At 72.8% G+C, this 16,013-nt stretch carries 15 protein-coding genes; 4 read left to right on the top strand and 11 right to left on the bottom strand.

Going from position 1 to position 16,013, the window contains the following annotated elements; translation table 11 throughout:
- Positions 1–317: 317 nt before the first annotated feature.
- Positions 318–977, bottom strand: coding sequence for a response regulator transcription factor (locus AB0D74_RS47195; protein ID WP_181808392.1), 660 nt, complete (start codon positions 975–977; stop codon positions 318–320).
- A gap of 322 nt (positions 978–1,299) precedes the next feature.
- The gene (locus AB0D74_RS47190; RefSeq protein ID WP_362601631.1) at positions 1,300–1,986 is read right to left on the bottom strand and encodes a DUF3000 domain-containing protein; all 687 of its coding nucleotides are present in this window, start codon (positions 1,984–1,986) and stop codon (positions 1,300–1,302) included.
- A gap of 108 nt (positions 1,987–2,094) precedes the next feature.
- On the opposite strand from AB0D74_RS47190, the gene hemE reads away from it, so the two are divergent.
- A complete protein-coding gene (gene hemE, locus AB0D74_RS47185; RefSeq protein ID WP_362601628.1) occupies positions 2,095–3,162 on the top strand; it encodes a uroporphyrinogen decarboxylase in 1,068 nt (355 codons plus the stop codon).
- Between the two features lie 9 nt (positions 3,163–3,171).
- Here hemE and AB0D74_RS47180 read toward each other — a convergent pair whose 3' ends face one another.
- Complete coding sequence (locus AB0D74_RS47180; protein WP_362601625.1) at positions 3,172–3,996, bottom strand: rhomboid family intramembrane serine protease; 825 nt, start codon at positions 3,994–3,996, stop codon at positions 3,172–3,174.
- Between the two features lie 121 nt (positions 3,997–4,117).
- Here AB0D74_RS47180 and AB0D74_RS47175 point away from each other — a divergent pair, with 121 nt between their 5' ends.
- On the top strand, positions 4,118–4,420 hold the full coding sequence (locus AB0D74_RS47175) for a hypothetical protein (RefSeq protein ID WP_362601623.1): 303 nt from the start codon (positions 4,118–4,120) through the stop codon (positions 4,418–4,420).
- A gap of 79 nt (positions 4,421–4,499) precedes the next feature.
- Here AB0D74_RS47175 and AB0D74_RS47170 read toward each other — a convergent pair whose 3' ends face one another.
- Positions 4,500–5,891, bottom strand: coding sequence for an FAD-dependent oxidoreductase (locus AB0D74_RS47170; protein ID WP_362601620.1), 1,392 nt, complete (start codon positions 5,889–5,891; stop codon positions 4,500–4,502).
- A 37-nt stretch (positions 5,892–5,928) separates the two neighbouring features.
- Complete coding sequence (locus tag AB0D74_RS47165; protein ID WP_362601617.1) at positions 5,929–6,840, bottom strand: DUF4349 domain-containing protein; 912 nt, start codon at positions 6,838–6,840, stop codon at positions 5,929–5,931.
- A gap of 155 nt (positions 6,841–6,995) precedes the next feature.
- Between AB0D74_RS47165 and hemG the strand changes: the two genes are divergently transcribed.
- Together hemG and hemQ are read left to right on the top strand one after the other, a co-directional pair.
- Positions 6,996–8,447 (top strand): protoporphyrinogen oxidase, encoded by a 1,452-nt coding sequence (hemG, locus tag AB0D74_RS47160; protein ID WP_362601614.1) that lies wholly within the window; start codon positions 6,996–6,998, stop codon positions 8,445–8,447.
- Between the two features lie 5 nt (positions 8,448–8,452).
- Complete coding sequence (gene hemQ / locus AB0D74_RS47155; RefSeq protein ID WP_362601610.1) at positions 8,453–9,184, top strand: hydrogen peroxide-dependent heme synthase; 732 nt, start codon at positions 8,453–8,455, stop codon at positions 9,182–9,184.
- Between the two features lie 6 nt (positions 9,185–9,190).
- On the opposite strand, the gene AB0D74_RS47150 is transcribed toward hemQ, so the two are convergent.
- From AB0D74_RS47150 to AB0D74_RS47125, 6 genes are all read right to left on the bottom strand, one after another.
- Entirely contained in the window at positions 9,191–10,837 is a 1,647-nt protein-coding gene (locus tag AB0D74_RS47150) for an alpha/beta hydrolase (protein ID WP_362601607.1), read from the bottom strand.
- 154 nt (positions 10,838–10,991) lie between these two features.
- Complete coding sequence (locus tag AB0D74_RS47145; protein ID WP_362601604.1) at positions 10,992–11,771, bottom strand: TIGR04222 domain-containing membrane protein; 780 nt, start codon at positions 11,769–11,771, stop codon at positions 10,992–10,994.
- A gap of 96 nt (positions 11,772–11,867) precedes the next feature.
- Positions 11,868–12,665 carry a DUF4142 domain-containing protein gene (locus tag AB0D74_RS47140; protein ID WP_362601601.1) on the bottom strand — a complete coding sequence of 266 codons (798 nt, stop codon included), beginning with the start codon at positions 12,663–12,665 and terminating at the stop codon, positions 11,868–11,870.
- A gap of 226 nt (positions 12,666–12,891) precedes the next feature.
- Positions 12,892–14,175 (bottom strand): DUF692 domain-containing protein, encoded by a 1,284-nt coding sequence (locus tag AB0D74_RS47135; protein WP_362601598.1) that lies wholly within the window; start codon positions 14,173–14,175, stop codon positions 12,892–12,894.
- 149 nt (positions 14,176–14,324) lie between these two features.
- Positions 14,325–15,119 (bottom strand): DUF4142 domain-containing protein, encoded by a 795-nt coding sequence (locus AB0D74_RS47130; protein WP_362601595.1) that lies wholly within the window; start codon positions 15,117–15,119, stop codon positions 14,325–14,327.
- A gap of 106 nt (positions 15,120–15,225) precedes the next feature.
- On the bottom strand, positions 15,226–15,942 hold the full coding sequence (locus AB0D74_RS47125; protein ID WP_362601593.1) for an aminoacyl-tRNA hydrolase: 717 nt from the start codon (positions 15,940–15,942) through the stop codon (positions 15,226–15,228).
- Positions 15,943–16,013 lie beyond the last annotated feature (71 nt).

The following is a 16,013-nucleotide window of genomic DNA, read 5'->3' as shown; positions in this document are numbered from 1 at the left end:
CCCGTCGACGGAACGTTCCGTCGACGGGCGCCGGAGGGTCGTAAACCAGTCAGGCCGGTGAAAGATCAGGTCCACGAACGGGGGACAGCGGGTTACGACGTGACGCCGGACCAGCGGCCGTCCGGTCAGGTCGGTGAACGTACGACCGGTCGGTGACGGGCGACCGGTGGGGCCGGTCGGTGATCCCCGAGATCCGGGATCGGTGATCGGCCATCAGTGGTCGGCCATCAGTGACGGGCCGTCGGTGATCGGTCGGTCGGTGTTCGGTCGGTGTCGGCGGATGCCGGCCGCAGGTGTGGGCCGCAGGTGTGGGCCGGTCAGTGGATGATGCCGGTGCGCAGGGCCACGGCGACCATCCCGGCGCGGTCGCCCGTGCCGAGCTTGCGGGCGATGCGGGCGAGGTGGCTCTTGACGGTGAGGGCGGACAGTCCCATGGAGACGCCGATCGCCTTGTTCGACTGGCCCTCCGCGACCAGCCGGAGCACCTCGACCTCACGGCCGGAGAGCTCGCGGTAGCCGCCCGGGTGGCTCGGGGCACCCGGGGGGCGGCGGTGCATGCGGGCGGCGGCGCCGATGGGAGCGGCACCGGGTCGGGTGGGGAGCCCGATGTTGGTGCGGGTGCCGGTGACGACGTAGCCCTTGACCCCGCCGGCCAGGGCGTTGCGCACGGCGCCGATGTCGTCGGCGGCCGACAGGGCCAGGCCGTTGGGCCAGCCCGCCGCGCGGGTCTCGGACAGGAGGGTCAGGCCGGAGCCGTCGGGGAGGTGGACGTCGGCGACGCAGATGTCGCGGGGGTTGCCGATGCGGGGACGAGCCTCCGCGATGGACGAGGCCTCGATGACATCGCGCACGCCGAGCGCCCACAGGTGGCGGGTGACGGTGGAGCGGACGCGCGGGTCGGCCACGACCACCATGGCGGTGGGCTTGTTCGGGCGGTAGGCGACCAGGCTTGCGGGCTGCTCTAGGAGAACGGACACCAGGCCTCCTGGGTGGGGGACGGGGCCGGCTTGTGGGGAAGAAGCCGGGACGAACCGTGCTTTCAAGGTCACAGTCGTCTTCGGCACCAAACCCGTCCGCCTTTAGAGAATGATCACGATCTGGTGAGTAACAATACGTGCAATTCGGACACGCGATCGATCATCCGAAGATCGAATCGGTTCGGGCCGTTGCTGTACGGGACAGAAAGTGGCCGTATCGACAAAGGGATGGTCAATGAAGGGTGAGTCGACGGGACTCGGGTGGACAGGGTGAGCCGACGGGACCCGGGTGGACGGGTCCCCGATCCGCGACGGTGCGGGTTCAGCGCGCCTGCGGGTCGCGGCGCTGCGGCAGGGTGACCACCGAGGCGTCGCCCGGTGAAGCCGGCGGCAGGCCCGCCACCTGCGCCAGCAGGTCGCACCACGAGGCGAGATGGGCGGCGGTGTCCGGCACGCCGGCACGGCCCTCCCGGGGTGTCCAGGAGGCCCGGATCTCGATCTGCGAGGCGGCGGGGCGCGCGGACAGCCCGCCGAAGTAGTGCGAACTGGCGCGCGTCACGGTCCCGCTCGGCTCGCCGTACGACAGGCCGCGCGCCTGGAGGGCCCCGGTCAGCCACGCCCAGCAGACGTCCGGCAGCAGCGGATCGGCCGCCATCTCCGGCTCCAGCTCCGCGCGTACCAGGGTGACCAGCCGGAACGTGCCGTGCCAGGCCTCGTGCCCGGCCGGGTCGTGCAGCAGCACGAGACGCCCGTCGGCGAGATCCTGCTCGCCGTCGACGACCGCGGCCTCCACGGCGTACGCGAACGGGGCGAGACGCTGCGGGGCGGGCGTCGGCTCCACCTCGACCTGGGGCCGCAGCCGGGCACCGCGCAGCGCGTCGACCGCGGCCCGGAAGGCCGGCGGTACCGGTGGCGCCGTACTCCCGGTATGTCCTTCGTCCTCCTCGGTGTCCTTCCCCTCGCCCATCCCGCCAGCGCCGTCCGACAGTCGTCCCTGAGCCGCAGCCATGCGGGGAAGAGTAAGGGGAACGACGCCTTCGCGCAGGGAGAGACACCACCTAAGGGCCATGTAAGGGCGCCGCGATGCCGGCTTCCGGGGCGTGCGAGACTTGCCGTCGTGAGTGCGAACGGAAGCCCCGCGGGCCAGCAGCCGACAGCGACGTACGACAGTGCCTTCCTCAAGGCGTGCAGGCGTGAACCCGTGCCGCACACCCCCGTGTGGTTCATGCGCCAGGCCGGCCGTTCGCTGCCCGAGTACCACAAGGTGCGCGAGGGCATCCCGATGCTGGAGTCGTGCACGCGGCCCGAGCTGGTCGCCGAGATCACCCTCCAGCCCGTGCGCCGGCACGGCGTGGACGCGGCGGTCTACTACAGCGACATCGTCGTCCCGCTCAAGGCCATCGGCATCGACCTGGACATCAAGCCCGGCGTCGGCCCGGTCGTCGCGCACCCGATCCGCACCCGCGCCGACCTCGCCCAGCTCCGCGACCTCACCCCCGAGGACGTCTCCTACGTCACCGAGGCCGTCGGCCTGCTCACCGCCGAGCTCGGCCCGACCCCGCTGATCGGCTTCGCCGGCGCCCCCTTCACCCTCGCGAGCTACCTCGTCGAGGGCGGCCCCTCACGCACGTACGAGAACGCCAAGGCGATCATGTACGGCGACCCGGAGCTCTGGGCCGACCTGCTCGACCGCCTCGCCGACATCACGGCCGCCTTCCTCAAGGTGCAGATCGAGGCCGGTGCCTCCGCCGTCCAGCTCTTCGACTCCTGGGCCGGCGCGCTCGCCCCCGCCGACTACCGGCGCTCGGTGCTGCCCGCCTCCGCGAAGGTCTTCGACGCCGTCGCCGGATACGGCGTCCCGCGTATCCACTTCGGCGTCGGCACCGGTGAACTGCTGAAGCTCATGGGCGAGGCCGGCGCGGACGTCGTCGGCGTCGACTACCGGGTCCCGCTCGACGAGGCCGCCCGCCGCGTCGGCCCCGGCAAGGCGCTCCAGGGCAACCTCGACCCGGCCGTCCTGTTCGCCGGCAAGGACGCGGTGGAGACCAAGGCGCGCGAGGTGCTCGACGCGGCGGCCGGTCTCGAAGGGCACGTCTTCAACCTGGGCCACGGCGTGATGCCGTCCACCGACCCGGACGCGCTGACCCGCCTCACCGAGTTCGTCCACACCGAGAGCGTGCGCTGACCCGGTCCGCTACCAGCCGTGCCGGGGCCGGGCCCGCCTGCCGAACAGCAGGCCGCGCGGTTCCGGCGGCGGAGGCGTGCCCGGCTTGAGCGGCCAGGCGAGCACCATGCCCACCAGGAAGCCGACGATGTGCGCCGCGTACGCCACGGTCCCGGCGTCCGAGACGCCCTCGCCGGACGAGTACACGGCCTGGAGCACGAACCAGAAGCCCAGCACCAGCCAGGCCGGCAGCCGCAGCGGCAGGAAGACCAGGAACGGGACGAGCACCCAGACCCTGGCCGTCGGGTAGAGGACGAGATACGCGCCGAGGACGCCGGCGATCGCGCCGGACGCGCCGATCAGCGGGTCGCCCGACGAGGCGTTGAGGAGCGCGAAGCCGTAGCCGGCCGCGTACCCGCAGAAGACGTAGAAGAGGATGAAACGGATGTGGCCCATCCGGTCCTCGACGTTGTTGCCGAAGATCAGCAGGAAAAGCATGTTGCCCAGCAGGTGCAGCCAGCTGCCGTGCAGGAACATCGCCGTGAAGACCGACAGCGCCGGCGACTTGGCGTAGCCGGGCGGGCCGATCACGCACCCGGGGCCGTTCCGGCCGACGCCCACCTGGCCGGTCGGGACCAGCTGCGGCATCTGATGGTGGATCAGCTCCTTGGGGACCACCGCGTAGTGGTCCATGAAGGCCTGGAGATGACACAGCTGCGACAGGTCGCTGCCGCCGGCCACGGAGCCGGCTATGCCGGGCGTGAAGAGGAAGACGAGCACGTTCGCGGCGATCAGCGCGTACGTCACGTACGGCGTGCGACGCACCGGGTTCACGTCATGAACGGGGATGACCACAGCTGACTAGTGCCCAGGGAGGGGGCGCTCGATGCGCGGGGCGCCCCGGTGAACGTCGTCACGCGCGCGTGCGTATGTCCTTGCGACCGACGTGAGGTTCAGGCGACGTGAGGAACAGGCGATGAACGAGCGGGTTACTTCTCCGGGATTCCCTCCCATGCAGGCCCTGCCCGACGGTGAGGCCGAGATCTCCCTGGTCGTGCGGCTGCCCTGGGAGGACGTGGCGCGGCTCGGTCAGGAGGCCGGGCGGCTGGCCGCGCAGATGCAGCGGCCGGTGACGCTGGACGAGGCGGTGAGCAACCGGCTGCGGTCGACGCGGCCGGTTGCTGCGCATGCGCGGCCGGGGACCGAGCAGCCTGCTGCCGCGGCTGCGCCCGGTGGGGCGGGGGTCACTTCGCTGCCGCGGATCAGTGGGACGGCTTGATCGCCGTTGTGGGGGTGCGGGTGCGTGGGGGCTGGTCGCGCAGTTCCCCGCGCCCCTTGGTAGGCGGCCTGGGCGCTTCTCAGAAAGTCCCGCTGCGTACCTTGGCCGTTGCCTTGCGCGCGGCCACGAGTACCGGGTCCCACACCGGTGAGAACGGTGGGGCGTAGCCCAGGTCCAGGGCTGTCATCTGTTCCACCGTCATGTTGGCCGTGAGGGCGACCGCCGCGATGTCGACGCGTTTGCCCGCGCCCTCCCGGCCGACGATCTGGACGCCGAGGAGGCGGCCCGTGCGGCGTTCCGCGAGCATCTTGACCGTCATGGGGGTGGCGCCGGGGTAGTACCCGGCGCGGCTCGTGGACTCGATGGTGACCGTCTCGAACTGGAGGCCCACCCGGAGCGCGTCCTTCTCGCGCAGGCCGGTGCGGGCGATCTCCAGGTCGCACACCTTGCTGACCGCGGTGCCGACGACACCCGGGAACGTGGCGTAGCCGCCGCCCACGTTGGTGCCGATGACCTGGCCGTGCTTGTTGGCGTGGGTGCCCAGCGGGATGTACTGCTCCTGGCCCGAGACCAGGTTCAGGACCTCCACGCAGTCGCCGCCCGCCCAGATGTCCTCGTGCCCGCGCACCCGCATCGCGAGGTCGGTGAGGAGGCCGCCGTGCCCGCCGACGGGCAGGCCGGCGGCCTCGGCGAGGCCCGTCTCCGGGCGGACGCCGATGCCCAGGATCACCACGTCCGCCGGGTACTCGGCGTCCTCCGTGGCCACCGCGCGCACCCTGCCGTCCTGGCCGGTGAGCACCTTGGTGACCTCGGTGTCGTCGACCATGGTGATGCCGAGGCCCGCCATGGCCTCGTGCACCAGGCGTCCCATGTCCGGGTCGAGCGTGGACATCGGCTCGCTGCCGCGGTTGACGACCGTCACCTCGTAGCCCCGGTTGATCAGTGCCTCGGCCATCTCGACGCCGATGTAGCCGGCGCCGACCACCACGGCCCGGCGGCCACGCGTGCGTGCCAGCGTGTCGAGGAGGGCCTGGCCGTCGTCCAGGGTCTGCACGCCGTGCACGCCCGGCGCGTCCGCGCCCGGCATGTCGGGGCGGATCGGGCGGGCACCGGTGCCGATGACGAGCTTGTCGTACGGCGTCCAGGACTCGGCGCCGGAATCGACGTCACGCGCGCGTACCCGCTTCCCGGCCACGTCGATCTCCGTGACCTCGGTGCGCATCCGCAGGTCGATCGCGCGGGCGCGGTGCTCCTCGGGGGAGCGGGCGATCAGATGGTCCCGCTCCTCGACCTCGCCGCCGACCCAGTACGGGATCCCGCACGCCGAGTAGGAGGTGAAGTGGCCGCGTTCGAAGGCCACGATCTCCAACTCGTCCGGTCCCCGCAGCCGGCGCGCCTGGGACGCCGCGGACATGCCCGCGGCGTCACCGCCGATCACGACCAGTCGTTCCCGTCCACCGCTCATGCTCATGCGAACACGCTACGGGGCGCGGGGATTTCGGGCTCGCTCAGGTCTCGCTGCCGGGCCGCGCGGGGGTACGGCGCCGGCGGGCGAGCCGCCACCACAGCAGCGCCAGGACGGCCGCCAGGGCGGCGAACGGCAGGGCCGCGCCCAGCGCCAGGGCGATCCAGCGCAGCATGGTGACGAAGACGTGCCAGCCGCCCGCAAGGGCGTCCACGAACCCCGGCGAGTCGTCCTTCGCGGCTGCCTTCCGCACCGGTGTCGGGGTGAGCGACAGCGTGATCGTGGCCATGCTCGTACGGTCCTTCAGGGACGCCTGCTGGGCCAGCAGCGACTCCAGGTCGGCCTCCCGGCTGCTCAACTCCCCTTCCAGGGTGACCACGTCACCGAGCTTGGCCGCCCGGTCCATCAGCTCGCGGATCCGGGCCACGCTGGCCCGCTGCGACCTGACCCGGCTGTCCACGTCGACCACCTGGTCGGTGACGTCCTGCGCCTTCGCCGTGCGGTCGATCAGCTTGCCCGAGCCCTGGAGGCCGGCGAGCACCTCGTCGTACTTCTCGGCGGGGACCCGGAGGACCACGCGGGTGCGTTCGCGGCCCCCGGAGTCCCGGGTGGTGGTCTCGTCGCCGACGTAGCCGCCGGCGTTTTCGGCCGTGGTGCGGGCCGCGTCGAGCGCCTTGGGCACGTCCTTGACCTGCACGGTCAGGGAGGCGGTGCGGATGATCCGGCTGGCGGTGAGGGCGGGCGCGGTCCTGCCGGTCCCGCTGCCGCTGTCCTTGGCGCCCGCCGAGCCCGCCGCCTCCGTGGCGGCGCTGTTGACGTCGGCCTTGGCCGCGCTCGCGGAGTCGCCGTCGGAACCGCCGTCCGCGCTGCATCCGGTGAGGACGAGGGCGGCGGCGAGCAGCAGGCCGGCGAGGGCGGTGCGTACGGGTCGTGCGGGTCGTGCGGGACGGCGCATGGTTCCCCCCGGGGACGGTGACAACTGACGCGACTTCGACGCCGGGGCGGGGCGGGACGTTCGGGGGCCGACGGTTCCGGTGCGGTCACGGTCCGGACGCGTACGGGTCACCGGGCCGGGGCGGGAGTGTCAGCGCGGTCTGAGAGAGTGAGGTCATGAGCGCAACGGGTACAAGCACGGGCCGGGTCGTCGTCGTCGGAGCAGGGATCGCGGGGCTGGCCGCGGCGCACCGGCTGCTGGACCGGGGCGCGCGCGTGACCGTGCTGGAGGCCTCGGAGCGAGTCGGCGGCAAGCTGCTGCCCGGCGAGATCGCGGGCGTCCGGGTCGACCTGGGCGCCGAGTCGATGCTGGCCCGCAGGCCCGAGGCGGTCGCCCTCGCCCGCGAGGCGGGGCTCGGCGAGCGGTTGCAGGCCCCCGCCACCGCCACCGCCTCGATCTGGACCCGGGACGCGCTGCGCCCCATGCCCAAGGGCCATGTCATGGGCGTCCCCGGCACCGCCGCCGCGCTGTCCGGCGTGCTGTCCGAGGAGGGCCTCGCCCGGATCGGGCGCGACGCCGACCTGCCCCGCACCGAGGTCGGCGACGACGTGGCGGTGGGCGCGTACGTGGCCGCCCGGCTGGGCCGGGAGGTCGTCGACCGGCTGGTCGAGCCCCTGCTCGGCGGGGTCTACGCGGGCGACGCGTACCGCATCTCGATGCGCTCCGCGGTCCCGCAGCTCTACCAGGCCGCGCGGACCCACGACTCGCTGACGGAGGCCGTCCGCGAGATCCAGGCCAAGGCGACGGCCAACCAGCAGACCGGACCGGTCTTCATGGGCATCGAGGGCGGCGTCGGCACCCTGCCGCTCGCGGTGGCCGAGTCGGTCCGGGCCCGCGGCGGCGAGATCCTCACCGGCACGCCCGTGACCGGACTGCGCAGGGAACCCCTGGGCTGGCGGATCGCCACGGCCGACCGGGTGCTGCACGCCGACGCCGTGGTCGTCGCCGTACCGGCGCCCGCCGCCGCCGGCCTGCTGCGCGCCGAGGCACCCGCAGCCGCGGCCGAACTGGCCGCCGTCGAGTACGCCTCGATGGCCCTGATCAGCCTCGCCTACCGACGCACCGGGCTCGGCCTGCCCGCCGGCAGCGGCTTCCTCGTCCCGCCCGTCGACGGCCGCACCATCAAGGCCGCCACCTTCGCCTCCCAGAAGTGGGGCTGGATCGCCGACGAGGACCCCGACGTCGTCGTCCTGCGCACCTCCGTCGGCCGGTACGGCGAGACCGCGGTCCTCGGCCGCGACGACACCGACCTCGTGGAGCTGTCCCGGCACGACCTGCGCGCGGCCACCGGCCTGGACGCCACGCCGCTGGAGACCCGCGTCACCCGCTGGACCGACGGCCTGCCCCAGTACCCGGTCGGCCACCACGCGCGCGTGGCCCGCGTCCGCGCGCACGTCGCCGGACTCCCGGGCCTCGCGGTGTGCGGCGCGCAGTACGACGGCGTCGGCATCCCCGCCTGCGTCGCGAGCGCGTACGCGGCGGTGGACCAGCTGGCGGGCGACCTCGCCGGGGTGGAGGAGCTGACGGCCAACCCGGTGCAGAGCCTGCACGGCGGAGCGGGAGAATAGGGACCATGAGTGACGACGCCCCCACCACCGAGTCCGGCAGGATCCCGAACAAGGGCAAGCTGGCCAAGGACCTCAACGAGGTCATCCGCTACACCCTGTGGTCGGTCTTCCAGCTGAAGGACGTGCTGCCCGAGGACCGCACGGGCTATGCCGCCGAGGTCCAGGAGCTGTTCGACCAGCTCGCCGCCAAGGACGTGACCGTCCGCGGCACCTACGACGTCTCCGGGCTCCGCGCCGACGCCGACCTGATGATCTGGTGGCACGCGGAGACCAGCGACCAGCTCCAGGAGGCGTACAACCTCTTCCGCCGCACGAAGCTGGGCCGCGCGCTCACGCCGGTGTGGTCGAACATGGCGCTGCACCGCCCCGCCGAGTTCAACCGCTCGCACATCCCGGCGTTCCTCGCCGACGAGACCCCGCGCGACTACGTCAGCGTGTACCCGTTCGTGCGGTCGTACGAGTGGTACCTGCTGCCCGACGAGGACCGCCGCCGGATGCTCGCCGACCACGGCAAGATGGCCCGCGGCTACCCGGACGTGCGGGCCAACACGGTCGCCTCGTTCTCGCTCGGCGACTACGAGTGGGTGCTGGCCTTCGAGGCCGACGAGCTGTACCGCATCGTCGACCTCATGCGCCACCTGCGCGGTTCCGAGGCCCGCCGGCACGTCCGCGAGGAGGTCCCGTTCTACACGGGCCGCCGCAAGGACATCGCGGAGCTGGTCGCGGGCCTCGCCTGACGTCCGTCAGTGCCGGCCGGTCTTGCCCTTCAGGGATTCCCGCACGGTCTTCCCCCGGGCATGGTCGGCCGGTGCCGTCGCCTTCGGCTCCGCGTGCCCGGCGCACGAGGCGCGCCGGTTCGGGAGCCGGCCCTCCAGCAGGTAGGCCTCCAGGTAGCCGTTCACGCACTTGTTGGGGCCGCCGCCGATGCCGTGCGTGCCCGCGTCCCGCTCGGTCACCAGTACCGAGTCGGACAGCCGCCGGTTCATCTCCAGCGCGCCCGCGTACGGCGTGGCCGCGTCCCGCTCGGCCTGGAGGATGAGCGTCGGCGGCAGCTCACCGGGGCCGGTCCGCACGTCCAGCGCCTGCTGCCGGGGCACCGGCCAGTAGGCGCAGGGCAGGTTCATGAAGGCGTTGTCCCAGGTCTCGAAGGGCGCCACGCGCGCGAGCCGGGTGTTGTCCCGGTTCCAGGTCTGCCACTTCGTCGGCCAGGACGTGTCGTTGCACTCGACGGCCGTGTAGACCGCGTTGCCGTTCTCCGCCTCGGCGGCCGTCTCCGCCGCCGGTGCCGCCAGCCGGACCAGCGGCTTGGCGTCCCCCTTCAGGAACTTGGACAGTGCCTCCGCCCGGCTCGGCCAGAAGTCGTCGTAGTACCCGGCCGACAGGAACGCGCCCTGCAACTGCCCCGGCCCGACCTTCCCGCCGGCCGCCTTCTTCGCCAGGCGCTTGGCCGCCTTGTCGTAACTCGCCTGCACCTTCGCGGCGGTGTCGCCCAGTTTGTACACGGCGTCGTTCCTGGCGATCCACTCCCGGAAGTCCGCCCAGCGGCTCTCGAACGCGGCGGACTGCTCCAGGTTGTTCCGGTACCAGACCTGCGCCGGGTCCGGGTTCACCGCGGAGTCCAGCACCATCCGCCGTACGTGCGAGGGGAAGAGGGTCGCGTACAGCGCGCCGAAGTAGGTGCCGTACGAGGCGCCCATGAAGGTCAGCCGGTTTTCGCCGAGGGCCGCGCGCAGCACGTCCAGGTCACGGGCGTTGTTGAGCGAGGTGTAGTGGCGCAGCTTGCTCCCGGAGCGCTTCAGGCAGCCTTGCGCGTACGCCTTCGCCTCCTTGATCCGGGCCTTCTTGTACTCCTCGGAGGGGTGCGCCGGCGACTGCGACGGCGCCTTGTAGAAGTGCCTGGGGTCGACGCAGGACAGCGGGGCGGAGCGGTCGACGCCGCGCGGGGCGTAGCCGACCAGGTCGTAGGCGGCGGCGAGGCGCTTCCACTCGGGCAGTACGCCGACCATCGGGAAGAGCATGCCGGAGGCGCCGGGCCCGCCCGGGTTGTAGACCAGGACACCCTGCCGGGGCACCTTGCGCTTGCTGTTGTGCGGGTCCTTGTGGGTGGCCGCCACCCGGCTGACGGTCAGTCTGATCTGCTTGCCGTCCGGGTGCGCGTAGTCCAGCGGGACGCTCACCGTGCCGCACCGGAGGGTGTCCGGCGCCTCCAGGTCGGCGGCGCACCGGCCGAAGTCGATGCCCGCGGCACGCGCCCGCGCGGCGGCGACCGCGGTGCCGTGCAGTTCGGCCGCCGCCGTGTCCGGGACGCGGGGGGCGCTCCCGGCCGGGGCGGCGGCCAGGGTGGTCAGGATCAGTGACCCGGCGGCCGAGTACAGGGCGGGGGCTCTCATGGCGTATCCCTTCGGAGCAACGGCTGCGGTGGCGTGGCGGCAAGGGCACCGCAGCGACTGCACGGCAGCAATAAAAGGGATATTTCGACCGGTTGTCGGCGAAGGCAAGCACCATCGGGCGGGTGTCGGCGCATTGCCCCCTATGCGCCCCCGCTCACTCCCTCGGCAGCTGGTCCCGGTGTGCGAAGGCCGCACGCAGCTCCGGCTCGCCGATCGCGCGGATGCCCCGGACGGCGACCGAGGCCAGCAGCGACTGGTCGTCGGCCGCGCGGTTCGCCCGCCGGTGCAGCGAGCCGAGGAGCCGCTGGCCGGCCGGGGAGGCCCAGCGCGCGTACGGGTGCGCCTCGACCCGGGCGATGGCCAGACAGCTCAGCGTCAGGGTGAGGGGCAGTGCGAACCAGACGGCGACCAGGTCGCGCGGCATCTCGGTCGGCGCGGGCAGCGTGAGCGCGGCGACGCCGAGCCCGAGGATCGCCAGCGCGGCGGCCCGGACCTGCCGGACACCGGAGGCGACCGTCGTCCGCGCCGCCGCGTCGGGCACCGCGAGCCCGGCCCGTACCAGCCCCTCGCCGAGACTGCGCACGGCGTCCGTGTCGGCCGCCGCCGAGCGCACCGGCGCTATCCGCGACTGGCCCTCGGGCCCGATGGCCCCGATCACCGACCGCTCCATGTCGTCCCGCCCGCGCGGGTCCACGACGGTCGCCCAGCCGGTGTGGGCGAGCAGCAGCCGCCGTTGCCGGGCCATGGACACCAGCGTCAGGTCGGCGACCCGCGCGGGCCCGCCGGACAGGAACGCGGCCTCGTACAGCGTCAGATCGTGTCCGTGGCCCGCGTCCGCGCCGACGGCCGCCGTCCGTACGGCGGCCAGGCACAACCGGGTGCAGGCGGTGCCGGCGACGGCCCAGGCCAGGAGCAGGAGAAGGACCCAGAACATGACATGTTTCTATGCCAGGGTCCTGGCCACCGCCATGGCCTGTTCACATTCCGGACCGAGTGTTGTCGGTATGTGACGTTCCGCTTCCCGTGCAGGTCAGGGGTTGCCGGCGGCCGTCTCCGGGCTGGTGGTGGCGGGCGGCAGCGTGTACGTCGGGGACGGGGCCGGGGTCGGTGTCGGCGCCGCTGCGACCGGGGTCGCGTCCGCCGGGGCGACGACGGGCGGTGCGGCGACGGGGGAGGGCGTGGTGGTCAACTGCTGCGCCAGCGTGCCGAAGTCGACGTAGCCGGTCGCCTCCAGGACCTTGATGTGGTCCAGGACGGTGGTGTTGGCGTCGTCGGCGAGATCGCGGACCAGGGTGTTCTGGGTCGCGGCGCGGATCTGGGCGACCACGGAGAAGACCCGGCCGTGCGCCAGCCGCACGATGTTCGCGAACTCGCGGTCGAAGTCCTGCCCCTGCGCGGCGTTCAGCGTGGCGAGCCACTGCTGCTGCTGGGTGTTCGGGCTGTTCGGGATCGGCACGCCGAGCTGGGTGGCGACGGTGCGGACGTGCGCGTCGAGGGAGGCGTGCCCGTCGACGAGGTGCTGCCCCGCCGTCCGGACGGCCGCCGTGGTGCCCTTCTGCTCCGCCATCTCCCCGGCCGGCAGCTCCCACAGCCCGGCGAGGCGGACCTTCACGATGAAGTCCCGGTCCTGCGCGGACAGCGGGCCGTACGCCGTCGACACGGTCTGGGCGCTGAGCACGTTCACCGAGCCGGTGGGGTCCGACCGGTCGGCGTACGACCAGATCGGGAACACCAGGGCGGCGAGGGTCGCCGCCAGGCAGACGATGATCAGCCCGGTACCGCTGAACATGCCTCGTCCCTGGACGGGGGGTCTGGATCGCGCGCGCATGATGCCTCCTGCACCGCACGGTGAGGCTTCGCCGTGCGGGATTGGCATATTACCGACACGCCGGAGACAGCCCTTCGACCGCGGGCCGGTGGGGGTTGCCCGCGCAGTTCCCCGCGTCCCTAAAGACTCAAAAGACTCAAGTGCGGGCAGTCGTGCCGCTGGGGCGGCACGGGTGGGCGCGGCGGCACCTGGCAAGCGCCGGTGAGTGTCCCCACCCCCCCCGCCGCTAGCCCCGCCGCTGCAGCACCCTCCGCGCCAGCGATCGTCGAGGGGTTCGCCCCGCCCGTTCCAGCCACCACTCCTCCAGTCGCCGACGAGAGGCTCCGTCCCCCGGCTGTCCCGCGCGAAGCAAGTACCCGGCGAACTCCAGGGCGTCCCGCCGGTAGCCCCCCGTCATCGGCCGTTCCAGCGCGTACACCAGGAACGCCGCCCGGTACCCCGCGCCCAGAATCTCCGGCAGCTCCGGTGCGAGCTTCGCCACCACGTCCGCCCGCTTCGAAGCCAGCGCCCGCGCCTGCACCCCCATCCGCACCCGGTCGAACCCCTCCGGCACCGGTGTCCCCGCGACCAGCGACGACAGCACCGCGGTCTGTGCGAGACCGACCCGCTGCCGGGTGGCGTCGGGGACCTCGGCGGCGGGAGCCGCCGGCGCGGGCTCCCAGGGGCCGCCGGCCACCGCACCCCCGGCCGCGACCGCCGTCCGGACCGCGGCCAGCTCCCGCTCCAGCTCGGCCGGTTCCGGGAAGTTCTCGTCGCGTTCCAGCAGCACGCCCGGCGGCGCGGTGCGGGACGCGAGGCCGGTGAGGATGTCCAGGACCGCCGGGGGCACCGGGTGGGCGTGGCTGTCGTGCCAGACGCCGTCCCGCTCGAAGCCGCCCGCGACGTGGACGTACGCGATCGCCTCCACGGGGAGTTCGGCGAGCGCCTCGGCCGGGTCCTCGCCCCGGTTGACGTGGTTGGTGTGCAGGTTCGCCACGTCGATCAGCAGCCGCACCCCGGTACGGTCCACGAGGTCGTACAGGAACTGCCCCTCCGTCATCTCCTCGCCCGGCCACGAGACGAGCGCGGCGATGTTCTCGACCGCGAGCGGTACCGGCAGCGCGGCCTGGGCGATGCGGACGTTCTCGCAGAGCACGTCGAGGGCGTCCCGGGTGCGGGGGACGGGGAGCAGGTGGCCGGCCTCCAGGACGGGCGAGGCGGTGCGCGGGCCGCCCGCGCGGACGAACGCGATGTGCTCGGTGACCAGCGGCGCCCCCAGCTCCGTCGCCCGCTCGGCGAGCGCGGCGAGCCGGTCCTCGTCGGGGCGGTCCGCGCCGCCGAGGCCCAGCGAGACGCCGTGCGGTACGACCGTCACCCCGCGCTCGCGCAGCCGCCGCAGCGAGTCGGGGAGGTGGCCCGGACAGGTGTTCTCGGCCACGACCTCGACCCAGTCGATGCCCGGCATGCGCTCCACGGCGTCCGCGATCTCCGGCCGCCAGCCGATGCCCGTCCCCAGCCGCTGAAAGGCCATGGCCCTCCCCCCTCCTGCTCCGGCTGCCGGTTCCGACTGCCTGTTCCGAATGACGGGGGTATGGCCCCGGAGCGCGCCCACGAACCGTGTTGCCTGCCGCTTCAGAGCAACATTTGAGGTTCGGGACCGCGCTCCGGGGAGCTCTTCGGCTACTGGCTGAGCACGCCGCCCTGCGAGTCCTCCGGGTCGGGGCGCCCGGTGTTCACCGTGCCCGGTTCGCCGGGGGACGGCTTGGACGTGGTGCTCACGTTGCCGCTGGCCTGCGCCGCAGGCGCGGAGGGCACCACCACCCCAGGTGCCGGCACCGCGGGGCCGGTCGGACTGGCCGTGGTCGAGTTGGCGATCTCGTTGGCGATCGCCTCGAAGTCGACCTTGCCGGTCTTCTCCAGGATCGTGATGTGGTCGAGCACGGTCTGGTTGGTGTCGGAGGCCAGCTGCCGTACCAGGCTGTTGCGGGTGGTGTTCCGTACCGTCCCGATCGCCGGGAAGATCTTGCCGTGCGCGGCCCGCAGCAGGTTCACGAACTTGTACTCGTACTCCTCGCCGGTCGCCGCCGACATCTCCTGGAGCCAGCCCTGCTGCTGCTCGTTGGGCACGTTGGGCAGGTCGACGCCCAGTTGTGCCGCGACGATCCGCACCCGCCGGTCCAGGTCGGTGTGGCCGACGATCAGATGGTCGCCGGCCTCCTTGATCGCGGCGCTCGGCGCCCGCTCGATCGCCTGCTGCCCGGCCGGCAGCTCCCACAGCCCGGCCAGCCGGACCCGCACGATCAGGTCGCGGTCGGAGGCCGTCAACGGGCCCCACTCGGTCATCACGGTCCCCGCCGCAACGTTGGCCTGCCCGGTGCCGGAGCGGTCGGCGTACGACCACACGGGGTAGACGAGCGCGCCGGCGGTACCGGCGAGGGTCGCCAGAATGAGGGCCGTTCCGTTCAAACGCCGCAAGGGAAGCCTCCCCGTGTCGCTGGTTCAGTGCCTGGACGTACGGGTGTGACGGCGGCGGTGTTCAAACAAACGGCAAAGTTTGCCAGGGGAGTTAAAAAACAGCAGGTCAGCGAAGTGAGGGATGATCCGCGACCACCGTGCAACTGCCCGGCGCGATCTCGGTGAACCCGGCGTCCCGCACCAACGGCAGCCCGCTCTCCGTCAGTTCGCGCCACTCGGCCGGGTCCGCGGTCCGCACGGCGAGCGGGAACCCGGCGTCGCGCCACGCCTCCCGGTCCTGCTCCGACAGCGCCCACCAGGCCAGTTGGGCCCCGTGCCCGGCCTGCGCCATCGTCTTGCCGGCCGACATCTCCAGCTCCGGGTTCAGCCACAGCACGGGCGCGGACCGGTCGGCGTCCGTGGGCGGTTCGGGGTCGTCCAGCTCGGTCCCGGACACCTGTAGCTTGGCCAGCTCCTTGGGCCACCCGTCCAGGGGAACCGGCGGAAACACCCGTACCTCGGCCGACTTCCCCGTGAGGGTGATCCCGGGCAGCTCCCCGGCCCGCCGCCACTCGGCCCCCCGCGCCCGCCGCACGACCTTCCGGATCCGCGCGTCCTCCCAGTCCCGAACGGCCTGCGCCCACTCACCGTCGCCGAGCGCCCGCGGGTCACCGAGCATCGTCAGCACGGCCCGAGCAGCCGTTTCGAGCGCGTCGGTGCGCGCGGGCGGAGCCGACTTCTCGATTCGTACGACGAGCGGCAACACGAATTGAGGTGCCTCGTCACGCTTCGTGGGCTCCGACTGGAAGGGACTGTCGCCGGGGCGCGTGGGAACTTCGCTCACGTCGGCCAACCTATAAGGGGCGCGGGGAACTGCGCGAACGGCCCCCACGCACCCGCGGACCGCACACCACT

Source organism: Streptomyces sp. NPDC048278, assembly GCF_040652195.1.
In the GTDB taxonomy this organism is placed as follows: domain Bacteria; phylum Actinomycetota; class Actinomycetes; order Streptomycetales; family Streptomycetaceae; genus Streptomyces.
Note: the sequence above shows the minus strand (reverse complement) of the source record. Positions and strands in the feature narration are given on the sequence as shown.

Coding starts and splice junctions, on each gene's coding strand:
- AB0D74_RS47175 (WP_362601623.1), top strand. CDS start 4,118: ATGAACGAGCGGGTTACTTCTCCGGGATTCCCTCCCATGCAGGCCCTG.
- AB0D74_RS47145 (WP_362601604.1), bottom strand. CDS start 11,771: ATGTTCTGGGTCCTTCTCCTGCTCCTGGCCTGGGCCGTCGCCGGCACC.
- hemG (WP_362601614.1), top strand. CDS start 6,996: ATGAGCGCAACGGGTACAAGCACGGGCCGGGTCGTCGTCGTCGGAGCA.
- AB0D74_RS47150 (WP_362601607.1), bottom strand. CDS start 10,837: ATGAGAGCCCCCGCCCTGTACTCGGCCGCCGGGTCACTGATCCTGACC.
- AB0D74_RS47190 (WP_362601631.1), bottom strand. CDS start 1,986: ATGGCTGCGGCTCAGGGACGACTGTCGGACGGCGCTGGCGGGATGGGC.
- AB0D74_RS47170 (WP_362601620.1), bottom strand. CDS start 5,891: ATGAGCATGAGCGGTGGACGGGAACGACTGGTCGTGATCGGCGGTGAC.
- AB0D74_RS47165 (WP_362601617.1), bottom strand. CDS start 6,840: ATGCGCCGTCCCGCACGACCCGCACGACCCGTACGCACCGCCCTCGCC.
- hemQ (WP_362601610.1), top strand. CDS start 8,453: ATGAGTGACGACGCCCCCACCACCGAGTCCGGCAGGATCCCGAACAAG.
- AB0D74_RS47135 (WP_362601598.1), bottom strand. CDS start 14,175: ATGGCCTTTCAGCGGCTGGGGACGGGCATCGGCTGGCGGCCGGAGATC.
- AB0D74_RS47140 (WP_362601601.1), bottom strand. CDS start 12,665: ATGCGCGCGCGATCCAGACCCCCCGTCCAGGGACGAGGCATGTTCAGC.